Raw genomic sequence first — 15,848 nt, 5'->3', positions numbered from 1 at the left:
TCAAAAGATCGCAGCCTTCGGCAGCTCCTGCAGTTGAATGGCGTACACCCTGTAGGAGCTGCCGAAGGCTGCGATCTTTTGCTTTTAATCTTCTTTCTTCATCAACCCGGCCAGGGCGGCAAACGGGTTATGCGTCGCCTTGGCAATCTTCGGCGTGCTCAGCGAGCCGTCGTCGAAGTATTGCTGGTCGGTGTAGCGCGAGTGTTCGTTGTCGTGGCAGTACAGGCACAACAGCTCCCAGTTCGAGCCGTCCTGCGGGTTGTTGTCGTGGTTGTGGTCGCGGTGGTGCACGGTCAGTTCGCTCAGGCGCTTGCCGGAGAACTCACGGGCGCAGCGGCCACACACGTGCGGGTACATCTTCAGGGCCTTGTCGCGGTAGCCCATTTCCTTGTCGCGCTGGTTGTCGGCAAGGATGCGATCGAGCTTCGACGTGTTGGTCGGGGTGGACGAACTCATGGGTTCACCTTTGTAAAAAAGACTAATGACGGTTATGACGCCAGTTTAGCTCAGCCCTTGAGCTTCTCGGCAATCCAGATCGTGTGGCGAGTGCCCTTGTTGCCGTGGGCGAAGACCTGGACTTCTTCGGCCTTGAAACCGGCCTTCTTCAATTTGTCGGAAAACTGCCGGTCAGCGCTGGCCGACCATACGGCGAGTACGCCTTTAGGGCGCAGGGCCTTGGCGCAGGCATTGAGCCCGGCGGCGGAATACAGCCAGCTGTTGGCCTTCTGGGTCAGGCCTTCGGGGCCGTTGTCGACGTCGAGCATGATTGCGTCGAAGCCGTTCGGCTCGCTTTGCAGGACCTTGGCCACGTCGTCCTGACGGATCACCGTGCGCGGATCGAGCAAGGGGCGCCCGGACTTTTCACCCAGCGGGCCACGGTTCCATTCGACGACGCCCGGCACCAGTTCGGCGACCACCACTTCGGCGCTTTTGCCCAGATGCTTGAGCGCCGAGGCGAGGGTGAAACCCATGCCCAGACCGCCGATCAGCACCCGCGAATTTGGCCGGCCGGCGACCTTGCGGCAGGGAATCTCGGCCAGCGCATCTTCGGAACCGTGCATGCGTGTGTTCATCAATTGCCCGCCGTCGCCGCCCTGGATCTTGATGACGAAATCCTCGCCATACTCGAACAGGCACAGGGCGCCACCGTTGTCAGGGATCGGCGTGGTGTCGAGCAGAACGAAACGTTTCATGGAAATCTCTACAAGGGGGAAGGCAAGCAGGCCCGTTGGGAGTAGCCTGAGCGCAGACTAGAGGCCAAACGGAGCCCTTGATGAAGCGCACCATTCTAACGGTCATTGCCCTGGCCGCGCTCTCGATTACTGCAGTGCAGGCGCAACAGACCATTCCGGTCAGCCCGACGCCGCAACCCGGATCGCCCGGTACCGCTACGCCAACGCCGTATCCGCAAATCACCCCGATCAGCGTGCCGAAGGCCGGCGCGGGCAGCGGCAGTCCGCCGCTGGTGCCGATCGAAATGCCCAGCCCGCCGAGCAAGGATCAACCGGTGCCGGGTATCGAACCGAGCGGCACCAAGGTCAAGTCCCCCGGCGGCTAGATCTGCTGCGCCGCCAGTTGGCCGTCGGCCATGCGCAGGCGTTTGGACAGGGACACGGCGAGGGCGCGGATGATTTTGGCGGCGATCTTCGGCGCGTCGTTGAGCATCTTTTCCAGCGAGTCCTTGCCCAGGTTCAGCAACTGGCAGTTGCTCGCTGCGATGCAGGTGGCCGAACGTCGTTCGCCATCGAGCACGGCCATTTCCCCGAACGCCCGCCCGCTGCGCAGGGTCGCCATGGTGATGACCTGGCCGTCGGCCCCGGTCTTCTGCACGGCGACCTGGCCGGTGTGGATGATGCACATGAAGCTGCCGGCATCGCCCTCGCGGAAAATCGCTTCGCCCTCTGCCACGGTGCTGATGCTGAAATAGCCCGAGGCCGCCGCGAAGTCCGCCAGCTGCAATTGATCGAACAGGCCACAATCCATCAGCCAGTCGCGGATTTCGTTGTTCAGTAGGGTTGGTTCTGACATGTCATTGCGGTCTTTTTGTTTTCACTGATTCCAGGCTTACACCATTCCACTGTAGGAGCTGCCGCAGGCTGCGATCTTTTGATTTTGATTTTTTGCAAGACAAGATCAAAAGATCGCAGCCTTCGGCAGCTCCTACAGGGGGTCTGGGTGATATCGGCCTCTTGGGTCTGGAGTTAAGACCCAAGTGACCGACGGAGTTCCTCAGGCCAGGCCCAAAACCTTGAACACGAATGCATATTCGAGCGCTACGTCACGTAATCCCTGATAACGCCCGCTCATCCCGCCATGCCCGGCGCCGAGTTCGGTCTTGAGCAGCAGCAGATTGTCGTCGGTCTTGGTCGCGCGCAGTTTTGCCACCCACTTGGCCGCTTCCCAGTACTGCACGCGGCTGTCGTTGTAGCCGGCGATCACCAGGGTGGCCGGATAATCCTGCGCGCTGACGTTTTCGTACGGCGCGTAAGCCTTGATCCGCTCGTAGACGTCCGGCTCTTCGGGGTTGCCCCATTCGTCGTATTCGGTGACAGTCAGCGGCAGCTCCGGGTCGAGCATGGTGTTGAGCACGTCGACGAATGGCACTTCGGCAATCGCCACGCCAAACAGGTCCGGGCGCTGGTTCAGCACCGCGCCAATCAACAAGCCGCCCGCGCTGCCGCCGCTGATCGCCAGTTTCTCGGCGGTGGTGATGCCGTTGAGGATCAGGAATTCGGCGCAGGCAATGAAGTCGCTGAAGGTGTTGTGCTTGTGTTCCTGCTTGCCGGCGCGATACCAGGCTTCACCCAACTCACCGCCACCGCGTACGTGAGCGATGGCGAAGGCCATGCCGCGATCCAGCAGACTCAGGCGTGCGTGGGAGAACCACGGATCGAGGCTCGAGCCGTAAGCGCCGTAGCCATACAGGTACAGCGGCACCGGCTTGCCGAGCATTTCGCGTTTCATCACCAGACTGATCGGCACCTGCGTGCCGTCCGGCGCGGTGGCCCACAGGCGTTGGCTGACGTAGGCGTCGGCGTCGAACGGGCCGAGCACCGGGGTTTCTTTCAGGACGGTTTGCTCGCCGCTGGCGAGGATCAGCTGGCGCACTTGGGCCGGGCGATTCAGCGCTTCGTAACGCAGACGAATGCGATCGCTTTCAAACTCCAGGCTGTTCTGCACATAGAGGCTGTAGGCCGCGTCCGGCAACTGCACGCGATACGGCGTCAGACCTTGCGGGTGAACTTCGATGACCGGCAAACCGCCTTCGCGCAGGCTCAGGGTCATGGCTTCGGCGTTGAGGGTTACGCCGTCAAGCATCACCGTTTCGCTGTGCGGGATCAGGTTTTGCCAGTCGGCTTCGCTTGGCGCGACACCGGTGTCCGGCGCCTGATACAGGGCGAAGTTGATGCCGTCGCGGTTGGTGCGAATGAACCACGTCCACGCGCCGTCGAGCATGCCGTGGTCGACGTCGTACTCGTGATCCTCGACCCGTGGCGCCAGGCAGGTGAAGGGCTGGTGCGGCTGATGAGCATCCAGCGCCCAGACTTCAGTGGTGGTCTTGCTGCCCAGGGTCAGCAGCAGTTGCTGCTCGGAACTGGAGCGGTAGCAATGCAGGAAGAAACGCCCGTCCGGCTCATGGAACACTTCTTCGGCAGCGGTGCCGTCGAGGCGGTAGCGAAACAGTTTGTGCGGACGATGGGTGTCGTCGAGTACGGCAAAAAACAGGGTCAGGCTGTCGTTGGCCCAGGTCATGCTGCCGTCGCAATCCTCGAATTCCAGTTCGCTGACCTTGTCATTGGCCAGTTCCTTGACGAACAGCGTGTAAATCTCGTCGCCCGAGGCATCGACGCTGTAGGCCAGACGCTGGTGGTCGGGGCTGATGCTGAACGCGCCGAGGGAGAAAAACCCGCCGTTGGCCAGCACGTTCGGGTCGAGCAGCAGTTGTTCGCGACTTTCGTCGAGGGTCAGGCTGTCGTCGGCCGGCCGCGGGCAGCGGTAATGGCGGGCGTATTCATCGCCGGCGGTAGTGCGCGTGTAATACAGGTACGGGCCCCACGGCGAGGGCAGGGACAGGTCGGTTTCGAGGATCCGGCCCTTGATCTCCTCGAACAGGCTTTCGCGCAGGCCGGCCTGATCGGCGGTCTGTGCTTCCTGATAGGCGTTTTCAGCCTTGAGGTAGTCGAGCACCGCGTCGGTGTCGCGCTCCTGCAGCCAGGCATACGGGTCGGCACCGGCAGCCTTGTGGGCTATCGGGGCGCGGATGACGGGGGCGGATTGGGGCATGGAAGGCTCTCGTACAATGTTCGGAATAAAGGTTTTCGCGGATCGTGAAACCGCCGCAGCACCTGTGGGCGCGAGCCTGCTCGCGAAAGCGGTGGGTCAGACAACCCTGTTTTAACTGACCGTCCGTATTCGCGAGCAGGCTCGCTCCCACAGGTCGTGTGTCTATTGGGACAAGCCTGGCGGGCGAAAAGTCGTTACTATAAGCGCCTCTTTGCCTGCCTTGCCATGGACACCATGACCGAGAACGACTATCTGATCGCCTGGGGCCTCTACGCCTTTGCCGCTGTGGGCTGCCTGTTGGTATGGATGCGCCTGACCCGCTGGATGTGGCGCTGGCTGCGCGAGCCGCTGCGTGTGCTGATGGCGGTGTTGCTGTTCAGCCCGACCATCATTGACCCGGTGAAAGCCAAGGTCGCCCCGTCCATCGCCATTACTGCGCTGGATCTGGCGTTCAAGGTCGGCAACAACGCCTGGCGGGCGATTTCCGATCTGTTCATGTACGGCATGATCGCCTTCGGCATCTACCTGATTTTCGTGTTGATCCGCTTCCCGATCGAACGCGCCTCCCGCGCGCGTCGTGAACAGGCCGAAGCCGCCAGGGCCGCGGCCCGTGCCGATGATCGCGACGACGATCAACCGTTCGGCGCTGCCGGCGATGACCGCTACGGTCGTCCGCCGGTGCCGAACAATCCGCAGCGCATGCGCGTCGAGCCGCGTCTGTAATCACGAGAGTCCGCACATGTGTGAATTACTGGGCATGAGTGCCAACGTGCCGACCGATATCGTGTTCAGCTTCACCGGCCTGATGCAGCGCGGCGGGCGCACCGGCCCGCACCGCGACGGCTGGGGCATCGCCTTCTATGAAGGTCGCGGCCTGCGCCTGTTCCAGGACCCGGCGGCGAGCTGTGAATCGGAAGTGGCCAACCTGGTGCAGCGCTATCCGATCAAGAGCGAAGTGGTCATCGGCCACATTCGTCAGGCCAACGTCGGCAAGGTCTGCCTGTCCAACACCCATCCGTTCGTCCGCGAACTCTGGGGGCGCAACTGGTGTTTCGCGCACAACGGCCAGCTCGCCGATTTCACCCCGATCAAGAGTTTCTACCGCCCGGTGGGCGACACCGACAGCGAAGCGGCGTTCTGCGATCTGCTCAACCGTGTGCGTGCAGCCTTTCCAGAACCGGTCGATATAGAAGAGCTGCTGCCGGACCTGGTTGCCGCGTGCGCCGAATACCGCAGCAAAGGGGTGTTCAACTGCCTGCTCAGCGACGGCGACTGGCTGTTCTGCTATTGCTCGACCAAACTGGCACAGATCACCCGGCGCGCACCGTTCGGCCCGGCGCGGCTCAAGGATGTCGATGTGATCGTCGATTTCCAGGCGGAAACCACGCCCAACGACGTGGTCACGGTGATCGCTACCGAGCCTTTGACCGAAAACGAAACCTGGACCCGTTACGAACCGGGCCAATGGAGCCTGTGGCGACGCGGCGAATGCGTCAGCCAGGGCACGACCGAATAAAGGATCTCTCCTCGATGTTGCTCAGTTATCTACGGCTGGTGTTGTTTGCGGCGGGCCTGTTGATCGGTGTCCAGGTGCCGGGTTTCATCAACGATTACGCCAAACGCGTCGAAGCTCACCTGATCGAAGCGCAAACCGGTTTGCGTGGCTTCCAGGGCACGGCCGAGCAGTTCTTCAAGGGCGACCTGCAGGCGTTGGTCGCGCATTACCGCGCCAGCGACGATCCGGTGTTTCGCAGCGATGCCGACAGCCTGAGCACCTTGCTCAACCGACAGATTGCGCTGGATAAACAGTTCCAGGCCATGCAGGGCCCGTGGTACATCCGCTTCCTGCAAGTGGTGCTGGCCGCTGATCCGGATATCCGCAAGGAAACCTGGAACGGCTACAGCTACCAGATCCTGCTGACCCCGGAAGCGATGATCTGGGGCATGAGTGGCGCGCTGCTGCTGTCGTTCGGCATCGAGTGCCTGATTCGTCTGATTGACTGGGTGGTGCTGGGCGGCCGGCGTTTGCGCCAGAGCCGGCCGATTGAAGACCGCGATGTGCGTGGTCTTTAAGGACCGCGCGATCACTGTGGCGAGGGAGCTTGCTCCCGCCCGGCTGCGCAGCAGTCGTAAACCAATGAACTCAATGGTCCTGGATGATTAGGGTGTCTGGTTTTGGGCCTGCTTCGCAGTCCAGCGGGAGCAAGCTCCCTCGCCACAAGGGCTCAGTGACTTAAAACAATGTAGTTCTCGCCCACCTTGCGCGCATAGTCCCCCAGCACCTGCTGACACAGCGTCACCATCTCCTCGACCCATTCCACACCGATCCGCCACGACACCACCACCTGCAAGTTCGGTGGCCGCTGGTCGATGTCGAGCAAGGTCAGTTCGCCCCGGGCCAGTTCCTCGGCCACCAGCACTGGCGGCAGGACGCCGATGCCAAATCCATCGCGCAGCAGCCGGGTAATCGCCGACACCGAGTTCACGCAGTTCAGGCGTGGCGCCGGCACGCCGTTGGCCTGCATCAGTGCCAGCAGGTCCTGGTGCGGTCGGGAGTTTTTCGAGTAGGTGATGATCCGTTCCTGCGCCAGTTCGCCCAGGTCGGCATAGTCGCGGTTGTAGATCGATTGGCTGGCGACGATCCAGCCCAGCGGGTGGCTGGCCAGTTCCAGGCTGCGCACGCTTTCGTGGCGCACCAGATCGGTTTGCAGAATCAGATCGAGAAAGCCTTTTTGCAGCTGATCGCAGAGGTTCAGCGAGGTATCCGCCACCAGTTCGATTTCCACCCGCGGATACAGGTCGGTCATCTTTGCCACCAACGGGCTGAGCCAAGTATGAATCACCGTGTCCATCACCCCGATGCGCACCCGGCCGACCTTGCTCGAACGGGTCTCGATCGATTGCTTGAGCGCGGACATGGTGTCGAGCATCTGCTCGGCGTAATCCAGCACTTTCAAGCCTTCGGGCGTCAGGCTGACGCCGCGTGAATCACGCAGAAACAGCTTCACCCCCAGCTCGCCTTCGAGCACCGCGATGCGGCTGGAAATCGACGCCTGGGTGGTGAACAGCTTGTCGGCGGTCAGGCGAAAACTCTTCAGCCGGGCGACCCAGACAAAGGTCTCGAGAAACTTCAGGTTCATGGCAACGGCTCGGGTGACAAGTTTTTCTTATGCCTAAGGCGGGTTTTTATTCGTTGGACGCAGCAGGGCGGAGCGCCCAAAAATCGGCGCATCCGGTTCCCACGATAGGCGTCGTCGGGGCTACGAACAAGACCAATAAAAAACCTGCGGAGATAAGCCATGAGTGCTCCCGACACCTTAGAAGCATCCACGGCAACGGCGCGTCCGGGGCCGTTCGACTGGTATCGCAACATCAATCAGCAAGAGCGTCGCACCTTCTGGAGCTGCAAGATCGGCTATGGCCTGGACGGCATGGACACGCAGATGCTCAGCTTCGTGGTGCCGACCCTGATTGCCATGTGGGGCATCACCACCGGACAGGCCGGGCTGATTCACACCAGCACCCTGATCGCTTCGGCCATTGGCGGCTGGGTGGCGGGAATTCTTTCCGACCGCATCGGCCGCGTGCGCACCCTGCAACTGACGGTGCTGTGGTTCGCCTTCTTCACCTTCCTCTGCGGCTTCGCCCAGAACTACGAACAGCTGTTGATCGCCCGCACCCTGATGGGCTTCGGTTTCGGCGGCGAATGGACCGCCGGCGCGGTGCTGATCGGTGAAGTGATTCGCGCCAAGGACCGCGGCAAAGCGGTGGGCATGGTGCAATCCGGCTGGGCCCTGGGGTGGGGGCTGACGGCGATTCTGTATGCGCTGCTGTTCTCTGTATTGCCGCCGGAAGACGCCTGGCGGGCGCTGTTCATCCTCGGTATCGTGCCGGCGATCTTCGTGATCTTCGTCCGTCGGCTGGTGAAAGACCCGGAGATCTATCGCGAAGCCAAGGCTGCGCAAACCCCGCAGAACCCGGCAAAGTTCTACGAGATCTTTGCCCCCGGCATGCTGTTCACCACGTTCCGCGCGTCGTTGCTGACCACCGGGGCGCTGGGCGGGTATTACGCAATCACTTCGTGGCTGCCGACGTTCCTCAAGAACGAACGCGGCTTGAGTGTGCTTGGCACCGGCGGGTATCTGGCGATGGTGATCGTCGGTTCCTACGTCGGCTATGTGATCAGCGCTTACCTGACCGACCTGCTGGGACGTAAAAAGAACTTCATCCTGTTCGCGGTCGGTTCGTTCACCATTGTTCTGCTGTATACGCAGCTGCCGGTCAGTAATGGCGTGATGCTGTGGCTGGGCTTTCCGCTGGGCTTTTTCGCCTCGGGGATTTTCAGCGGCATGGGCGCGTTTCTCACCGAGTTGTTTCCGACGCGGATTCGCGGTTCGGGCCAAGGCTTCTGCTACAACATCGGCCGGGCGCTGGCGGCGCTGTTTCCCCTGTTGATTGGTTTGCTCAGTCAGAAAGTACCGCTGAGCGTGGGTATCGGCGCGTTTGCGGCGGTGTCCTACGGGGTGGTGATTCTCGCCGCGCTGAGCCTGCCGGAAACCCGTGGCAAGCAACTGGATGCGCAGTAACTGATAACCTGCGGGGGCAGTGCCCAACGGGGCATTTGTCCTACGGATAGAAAGACAAGAAGCTACAGGAGTGTTTACCGTGAGCCGCCTGTTATTGAATTGCGACATTGGCGAGAGTTTCGGCAGCTGGACCATGGGTCTTGACGCCGAAGTCATGCCCTTCATCGATTGCGCCAATGTGGCCTGCGGTTTCCATGCCGGCGACCCGGGCATCATGCGCAAAACCGTCAGCCTCGCCTTGAGCCACGGCGTGCAGATCGGCGCGCATCCGGCCTATCAGGATCTGGTCGGTTTCGGCCGCCGCTCCATGGCGTATTCCGCGCAAGAGCTGCAAGACATCCTGCATTACCAGATCGGTGCGCTGGACGGCATTTGTCGGGCGCAGGGCGGGCGGGTCAGCTACGTCAAACCCCACGGCGCGATGTACAACGACATGATGGCCAACCCGGCGCAATTGCGCGCGGTGATTCAGGCCGTGGCGGCCTACGATCGCAGTTTGCCGCTGATGTTGATGGCCACCCGCGACAACTCGGCGGCGCAGCAACTTGGTGATGAATACGGCGTGACCCTTTGGTTCGAAGCCTTCGCCGACCGTGCCTACGACAGCGCTGGCAAACTCGTGTCGCGCCAACTGCCGGGGGCGGTGCATCACGATCCGGAAAAAATCATCGAGCAGGCCCTGACCATCGCCCGTGGCGCTGAGCTCGTGGCCAGCGACGGCAGCGCCTTGCATCTGCAGGCCAACACCCTCTGCGTGCATGGTGACAACGCCAGTTCGGTGGCCGCCGTGCAGCGCATTCGCGAGGCCCTGAATCAGCAGAGTGCGCCATGAACCCACGGATTGAAGGGGTGGCCCTGGACTGCCTGATGCTGCGCCTGTTCGATGAAATCGCCGAAACCAACATGCCGTGGATGCTCGCCGCCAGCGAGCGCCTGCGCGCGGTGTTTGGAGCACAGTTGATCGATCTGGTGCCGTCCTACACCACGTTGATGGTGCATTACGACCTGACATTATTGAATCCGGGTCAGGCGCGGGAATTGATCGCTGAAGCGCTGATCGACCTGTCACCGAATGCGCGCGCCGGCGGTCAGTGCCATGTGTTGCCGGTCTGGTACGACTTGAGCGTCGGGCCGGAACTGAGCCTGTTGGCGCAGCGCAGCGGTCTGGCGGTGGACGAGGTGATTCGCCGCCACAGCACCCGTGAATATCAGGTGTTCGCCCTCGGCTTTGCCCCGGGATTCGCCTTCATGGGGCTGGTCGAAGAAGTGCTGGCAGCGCCACGGCTGGACACCCCGCGCAAGAAAGTCGCGGCCGGTAGCGTCGGCATCGCCGAACGGCAGACCGCCGCTTACCCGGTGGTATCCCCCGGTGGCTGGAACCTGATCGGCCGTACGCCGGCCAAACTGTTCGACCGCCATCGCGACGGCTACAGCCTGATGCAGCCTGGCGACACCGTGCGCTTCGAAGCGGTGAGTCACGCCGAGTTCATCAACCTGGGCGGCGACGACACCCCGCTGGAGGCGCAGGCATGAGCCGACTGATGATAGAGGCGAGCACGCCGCTGTGCTTGTTGCAGGACGCCGGACGCTTCGGCGTGCGCCATTTGGGCGTGACCCAGGGCGGCGCGGCGGACTGGTGTTCGATGAGCTGGGCCAACTGGCTGCTGGGCAATGACCTGGACGTGACGGTGATCGAAATCACCCTTGGCGGGTTTGCCGTGGTTGCGCAGGAGGGTTGCGTGCTGGCGCTGGCCGGCGCCGACCTTGGCGCGCAGATCGATGGGCAGGCGCTGGCGCCGTGGCGCAGTTTCAAACTGGGCAAAGGGCAGACGTTACAGTTCACCCAACCGTTGCTAGGCGCCCGCGCATATCTGGCGGCCCCCGGCGGTTTCGACGCGCCGCAGGTGCTGGGCAGTAGCGCTACGGTGGTGCGCGAGGAGCTCGGTGGTCTTGATGGCATGGGTTTGCCGTTGGCCAAGGGCGCGACGCTGAGCTATCACGGCGAAACGCTGCAGGTGCGTGAAGTGCCGATAGTGCTTCGCCCGGATCTGAAGCTCAATACGCCGCTGGATCTGGTGCTCGGCGCACAGGTCGGCCAGTTCAGCGGGCAGAGCCTGTTCGATGTGTTCAACAGTCCGTGGACGCTGGACAGTCGGGCCGACCGCATGGGGATTCGGTTGCTGGGCAAAGCGCTGCAGTATCAGGGCAGGCCGATGATTTCCGAGGGTATTCCGCTTGGCGCGGTGCAGGTGCCGCCGGACGGGCAGCCGATCGTGCTGCTCAATGATCGGCAGACCATTGGCGGTTATCCGCGGTTGGGGGCGTTGACGCCGTTGGCACTGGCGCGGCTGGCGCAGTGTCTGCCGGGCGCGCAGGTGCGGTTGAGGCCGGTGGTGCAGGACGTCGCGCACCGGGAGCATGTCGAGTATTTGCAGCGCTTTGGTTGAAGATCAAAAGATCGCAGCCTGCGGCAGCTCCTACATAGAAACGCGAATTTTTCTGTAGGAGCTGCCGAAGGCTGCGATCTTTTGCTTTTATTTGGACAAGAACCGCATCCCTTCTTCCAACCCACGCAGGGTCAACGGATACATCTGATCCTCGATCAAATCGCGCACGATATTGGTCGATGACGTATAGCCCCACGTGTCCTTCGGATACGGATTGATCCAGATGAGCTTCTTATACTTCTCCATGAAGCGCTGCATCCACACGTAGCCCGGCTCTTCGTTCCAGTGCTCGACGCTGCCGCCGGCCTGGGTGATTTCATAGGGTGCCATCGCAGCGTCGCCGATGAATATCACTTTGTAGTCGGCGCCGTACTTGTGCAGCAAATCCTGAGTCGAGAAACGCTCGGAAGTACGGCGCATGTTGTTCTTCCACACCGATTCATAAATGAAGTTGTGGAAGTAGAAGTATTCGAGATGCTTGAACTCGGTCTTGCAGGCGGAGAACAGCTCTTCACAGATCTTCACGTGCGCGTCCATCGAGCCACCGATGTCGAACAGCAGCAACAGCTTTACCGTGTTGCGCCGTTCCGGGCGCATCTGGATGTTCAACAGGCCGGCGTCCTTGGCGGTGTGGTCGATGGTGCCGTCGATGTCCAGCTCTTCCGCCGCACCCTGGCGGGCGAATTTGCGCAGACGGCGCAGGGCGACCTTGATGTTGCGCGTGCCCAGTTCCACCGAATCGTCGAGGTTCTTGTACTCGCGCTGATCCCAGACTTTCACCGCTTTGCCCTGACGCTTGCCGGCATCACCGACCCGGATGCCTTCCGGGTTGAAACCGCCGGATCCGAACGGGCTGGTGCCGCCGGTGCCGATCCACTTGTTACCGCCGGCGTGGCGTTCCTTCTGTTCTTCCAGACGCTTCTTGAATTCTTCGATCAGCTTGTCCAGACCGCCAAGGGACTGGATCTGCGCGCGTTCCTCATCGGTCAATGAACGCTCGAACTCCTTGCGCAACCAGTCTTCGGGAATCAGCGCCTGCAAGTGATCGTCGAGTTTATCCAGGCCATTGAAGTAGGCGCCGAACGCGCGGTCGAACTTGTCGAAATGCCGTTCGTCCTTCACCAGAATCGCCCGCGACAAGTAGTAGAACTCGTCCATGTCGGCGAAGGTCACGCGCTGTTTCAGCGCGTTGATCAGGTCGAGCAGTTCGCGCACCGACACCGGCACCTTGGCTGCACGCATCTCATTGAACAGGTTGAGCAGCATGACGATGCCCTTATCGAGAGCCGCGACGGCTCATGAACGCCAGACGCTCAAGCAGCTGCACGTCCTGCTCGTTCTTCACCAGCGCACCGGCCAGCGGCGGAATGGCTTTGGTCGGATCGCGTTCGCGCAGCACCGCTTCGCCGATGTTGTCGGCCATCAACAGCTTCAGCCAGTCGACCAGTTCGGAAGTCGACGGCTTCTTCTTCAGGCCCGGTACCTTACGCACGTCGAAGAACACGTCCAGCGCTTCGCTGACCAAATCCTTCTTGATGTCCGGGTAGTGCACGTCGACGATTTTCTGCAGGGTGGTGCGGTCCGGGAAAGCGATGTAGTGGAAGAAGCAGCGGCGCAGGAAGGCGTCCGGCAGCTCTTTCTCGTTGTTCGAGGTAATGATGATGATCGGGCGCTTCTTGGCCTTGATGGTCTCGTCGATCTCGTAAACGTAGAACTCCATCTTGTCGAGTTCTTGCAGCAGGTCATTCGGGAACTCGATGTCAGCCTTGTCGATTTCGTCGATCAGCAGAATCACCCGCTCTTCGGACTCGAAAGCCTCCCAGAGCTTGCCCTTCTTCAGGTAGTTGCGCACGTCGTGGACTTTTTCGTTGCCCAGTTGCGAGTCACGCAGACGGCTGACCGCATCGTACTCGTACAGCCCCTGATGGGCCTTGGTGGTGGACTTGATGTGCCAGGTGATCAGCTTGGCGCCGAACGATTCGGCCAGTTGCTCGGCGAGCATGGTCTTGCCGGTGCCCGGTTCACCCTTGACCAGCAGCGGCCGCTCCAGGGTGATGGCGGCGTTGACCGCCAGCTTCAGGTCATCGGTGGCGACGTAGGCCTGGGTGCCTTCGAACTTCATCTGCTAATCCTCGAACGGTAACGCCGACCTGCACGAGCAGGGCGGGGGCGAAAAATCGGATGCCCTGACTATAACGCGCAGCCCGGTCGACTGTGAACGCAGACGGCTTATTCAGTCTCTGAATGGGGCGTCACATGTTGACTCAGTCTCGGCCTGACGCCAGACATCACGGTTGTGGCGAGAGGGATTCATTCCCGATTTCAAAAACTAACCCGCATCCGGCTTCGGTCGTTCATACCGCGCATTGAAAGCCTGGATGAAACCATTGCGCAAAATCTGCAAAAACGCTTCGAACGCGTTGATATTTTGCTGATGCACGTTGCCACTGAGTTCGACCTTGGTGGCGAACTGGTTTTTCGCCTGGTTCTTCAGCACGGTTTCCGAGCCGCCGACGATGGCCTCCCAGACCGAGCGGAAGATGCTCTTGTTCTTGTTTTCCACGTCCTGCTGCCAGTTGAACACTTCGACGTCGCGCAGCAGGGGCTTGATGTAGCCGCTGACCTGGGCCTTTTTCGCCTGGGCTTCGATGACCACGTCGCCGTGACCTGCATTGAAGTCGAACTTGCCGTAGGCCGAGGCGAAGTCATTCATGCTCTTGAGTTCAATGTCGCGGGCGCGCAGGCGGAACTGGAAATCTTCGAAATTGCTCAGCGGGTCGAAGGTGGCGGTGGTTTCCAGGGGGGCATGCCCCAGCAGCAGGGCCTTGCCTTCGAAGCGGGCGTCGCGCTTGCCCTGTGTGTCGACCACGTTGGTCAGGTTGTAGAGGCTGGCCTCGACCTTGGTGGCATTCATGTTCACCGGGGGGCTGGAGCTGAAGTTGCGGAAGCTGATCTTGCCGTCGTGAATCTGCACCTCGTCGAGGGTGATCGGCACCAATTTACTGAGTTGCGCGCGCCAGTCGGTGCCTTTACCGGTCTGGGAATTTTGCTTGTTGGCCCCGCCATCGACAAAGTTGACTTCGGGATTGACGAACTGCACCTGCGCCACCACGGCATGGTCGTACCACAGCGAGTGCCAGCTGACGGCGAGATCGATCAGCGGTGCGTTGACGAACGGCACCGGCACCTTGCCGTCGACCTTGACGATTTTCAGCCCGTTGATCCGGTAGGCGCCGCGCCACAGGGCCAGATCGACGTCGGTGACTTGGCCGCGGTAATCACCCATGTCCGCCAGTTTGCCGTTCAGATAGTCGCGCACCATGTAGGGCAGGGCGATGTGCAGCGCGATCAGCAACACAACGACGACGGCGAAAATCCCTAGTGGCCAACTGTAGCGACGCTTCATGACGGCAATTCCCTGACGATGTAAGCGATTGACTGTTGCGTGACGCAGACGTTCGACCCGACTGGACTGCGCCAGGCAACAGGCATACCTTGCAAGGCTGAATTCAACGCTGCATAAGGACCCAGCCATGAGCCGTATTTTCGCTGACAACGCCCATTCCATCGGCAATACGCCGCTGGTGCAGATCAACCGCATCGCGCCGCGTGGCGTGACCATTCTGGCCAAGATCGAGGGGCGCAACCCCGGTTATTCGGTCAAGTGCCGGATCGGCGCGAACATGATCTGGGACGCCGAAAGCAGCGGCAAACTCAAGCCGGGCATGACCATCGTCGAGCCGACCTCGGGCAACACCGGCATTGGCCTGGCCTTTGTTGCGGCGGCCCGAGGGTACAAGTTGATGCTGACCATGCCGGCCTCGATGAGTATCGAGCGGCGCAAGGTGCTCAAGGCGCTGGGCGCAGAGCTGGTCCTGACTGAACCGGCCAAGGGCATGAAAGGCGCGATCGAGAAGGCCGCCGAAATTGTTGCCAGCGATGCCGACAAATACTTCATGCCGGCGCAGTTCGACAATCCGGCCAACCCGGCGATTCACGAGAAAACCACCGGTCCGGAAATCTGGAACGACACCGATGGTGCGGTGGATGTACTGGTAGCTGGCGTCGGGACCGGCGGAACCATCACTGGCGTGTCGCGGTATATCAAGAAGACCCAGGGCAAACCGATTCTGTCGGTGGCGGTGGAACCGGTGTCCTCGCCGGTCATCAGCCAGGCGCTGGCGGGCGAAGAGATCAAGCCGAGCCCACACAAGATTCAGGGGATTGGCGCCGGTTTCGTGCCGAAGAACCTCGATTTGTCGATGGTCGACCGGGTGGAGCTGGTCACGGACGACGAGTCCAAGGCCATGGCGCGGCGATTGATGCAGGAAGAGGGGATCTTGTGCGGCATCTCGTGCGGTGCAGCGATGGCGGTCGCGGTGCGGCTGGCAGAAACCCCGGAGATGCAGGGCAAGACCATCGTGGTGATTCTGCCGGACTCCGGCGAGCGCTATTTGTCGAGCATGTTGTTCAGCGATCTGTTCACCGAACAGGAGAATCAGCAGTAAGCCAATTGATTCAGATCAGCCCA

At 61.3% G+C, this 15,848-nt stretch carries 17 protein-coding genes; 9 read left to right on the top strand and 8 right to left on the bottom strand.

Going from position 1 to position 15,848, the window contains the following annotated elements:
• Window positions 1-84 precede the first annotated feature (84 nt).
• On the bottom strand, window positions 85-456 hold the full coding sequence (locus tag HBN98_RS01460; RefSeq protein WP_064586446.1) for a YajD family HNH nuclease: 372 nt from the start codon (window positions 454-456) through the stop codon (window positions 85-87).
• A 50-nt stretch (window positions 457-506) separates the two neighbouring features.
• Window positions 507-1,193, bottom strand: coding sequence for a spermidine synthase (locus tag HBN98_RS01455; protein WP_047598150.1), 687 nt, complete (start codon window positions 1,191-1,193; stop codon window positions 507-509).
• A gap of 80 nt (window positions 1,194-1,273) precedes the next feature.
• Here HBN98_RS01455 and HBN98_RS01450 point away from each other — a divergent pair, with 80 nt between their 5' ends.
• Entirely contained in the window at window positions 1,274-1,558 is a 285-nt protein-coding gene (locus HBN98_RS01450) for a hypothetical protein (RefSeq protein WP_083366691.1), read from the top strand.
• On the opposite strand, the gene HBN98_RS01445 is transcribed toward HBN98_RS01450, so the two are convergent.
• Window positions 1,555-2,028, bottom strand: coding sequence for a cyclic nucleotide-binding domain-containing protein (locus tag HBN98_RS01445; protein ID WP_083366690.1), 474 nt, complete (start codon window positions 2,026-2,028; stop codon window positions 1,555-1,557). The two genes, HBN98_RS01450 and HBN98_RS01445, sit on opposite strands and share 4 nt — an antisense overlap.
• 201 nt (window positions 2,029-2,229) lie before the next feature.
• Window positions 2,230-4,284, bottom strand: coding sequence for a S9 family peptidase (locus tag HBN98_RS01440; protein ID WP_083366689.1), 2,055 nt, complete (start codon window positions 4,282-4,284; stop codon window positions 2,230-2,232).
• Between the two features lie 225 nt (window positions 4,285-4,509).
• Here HBN98_RS01440 and HBN98_RS01435 point away from each other — a divergent pair, with 225 nt between their 5' ends.
• The 3 genes from HBN98_RS01435 to HBN98_RS01425 are packed head-to-tail and all read left to right on the top strand — an operon-like array spanning window position 4,510 to window position 6,357.
• On the top strand, window positions 4,510-5,007 hold the full coding sequence (locus HBN98_RS01435) for an MFS transporter (protein WP_083366688.1): 498 nt from the start codon (window positions 4,510-4,512) through the stop codon (window positions 5,005-5,007).
• A 16-nt stretch (window positions 5,008-5,023) separates the two neighbouring features.
• Window positions 5,024-5,800, top strand: coding sequence for a class II glutamine amidotransferase (locus HBN98_RS01430; RefSeq protein WP_064586451.1), 777 nt, complete (start codon window positions 5,024-5,026; stop codon window positions 5,798-5,800).
• Window positions 5,801-5,814: 14 nt separating this feature from the next.
• A complete protein-coding gene (locus HBN98_RS01425; protein WP_064586452.1) occupies window positions 5,815-6,357 on the top strand; it encodes a DUF2937 family protein in 543 nt (180 codons plus the stop codon).
• 152 nt (window positions 6,358-6,509) lie between these two features.
• Here the strand turns inward: HBN98_RS01425 and HBN98_RS01420 are convergent, their stop codons facing one another.
• Entirely contained in the window at window positions 6,510-7,424 is a 915-nt protein-coding gene (locus HBN98_RS01420; protein ID WP_083366687.1) for a LysR family transcriptional regulator, read from the bottom strand.
• Window positions 7,425-7,583: 159 nt separating this feature from the next.
• Here HBN98_RS01420 and HBN98_RS01415 point away from each other — a divergent pair, with 159 nt between their 5' ends.
• The 4 genes from HBN98_RS01415 to HBN98_RS01400 all read left to right on the top strand — a co-directional run bounded on the left by HBN98_RS01415 (window position 7,584) and on the right by HBN98_RS01400 (window position 11,317).
• On the top strand, window positions 7,584-8,870 hold the full coding sequence (locus HBN98_RS01415) for an MFS transporter (RefSeq protein WP_083366686.1): 1,287 nt from the start codon (window positions 7,584-7,586) through the stop codon (window positions 8,868-8,870).
• A 79-nt stretch (window positions 8,871-8,949) separates the two neighbouring features.
• The gene (locus HBN98_RS01410) at window positions 8,950-9,702 is read left to right on the top strand and encodes a 5-oxoprolinase subunit PxpA (RefSeq protein ID WP_083366685.1); all 753 of its coding nucleotides are present in this window, start codon (window positions 8,950-8,952) and stop codon (window positions 9,700-9,702) included.
• Window positions 9,699-10,403, top strand: a complete 705-nt coding sequence (locus HBN98_RS01405) for a 5-oxoprolinase subunit B family protein (protein ID WP_083366684.1) — start codon at window positions 9,699-9,701, stop codon at window positions 10,401-10,403. The genes HBN98_RS01410 and HBN98_RS01405 overlap by 4 nt, the downstream gene beginning before the upstream one ends.
• The gene (locus HBN98_RS01400) at window positions 10,400-11,317 is read left to right on the top strand and encodes a 5-oxoprolinase subunit C family protein (RefSeq protein ID WP_083366683.1); all 918 of its coding nucleotides are present in this window, start codon (window positions 10,400-10,402) and stop codon (window positions 11,315-11,317) included. The genes HBN98_RS01405 and HBN98_RS01400 overlap by 4 nt, the downstream gene beginning before the upstream one ends.
• A gap of 87 nt (window positions 11,318-11,404) precedes the next feature.
• Here HBN98_RS01400 and HBN98_RS01395 read toward each other — a convergent pair whose 3' ends face one another.
• From HBN98_RS01395 to HBN98_RS01385, 3 genes are all read right to left on the bottom strand, one after another.
• Entirely contained in the window at window positions 11,405-12,583 is a 1,179-nt protein-coding gene (locus HBN98_RS01395) for a vWA domain-containing protein (protein WP_083366682.1), read from the bottom strand.
• Between the two features lie 10 nt (window positions 12,584-12,593).
• Entirely contained in the window at window positions 12,594-13,439 is an 846-nt protein-coding gene (locus tag HBN98_RS01390) for an AAA family ATPase (RefSeq protein WP_025110627.1), read from the bottom strand.
• Between the two features lie 207 nt (window positions 13,440-13,646).
• The gene (locus tag HBN98_RS01385) at window positions 13,647-14,723 is read right to left on the bottom strand and encodes a DUF748 domain-containing protein (protein WP_064586459.1); all 1,077 of its coding nucleotides are present in this window, start codon (window positions 14,721-14,723) and stop codon (window positions 13,647-13,649) included.
• A 127-nt stretch (window positions 14,724-14,850) separates the two neighbouring features.
• Between HBN98_RS01385 and cysK the strand changes: the two genes are divergently transcribed.
• Window positions 14,851-15,825 carry a cysteine synthase A gene (gene cysK, locus HBN98_RS01380; protein ID WP_064586460.1) on the top strand — a complete coding sequence of 325 codons (975 nt, stop codon included), beginning with the start codon at window positions 14,851-14,853 and terminating at the stop codon, window positions 15,823-15,825.
• Window positions 15,826-15,848: the final 23 nt, after the last annotated feature.

The organism is Pseudomonas koreensis, from assembly GCF_012986595.1.
Lineage (GTDB): Bacteria > Pseudomonadota > Gammaproteobacteria > Pseudomonadales > Pseudomonadaceae > Aquipseudomonas > Aquipseudomonas koreensis.
This window is presented reverse-complemented; position numbering and strand designations above follow the sequence as displayed.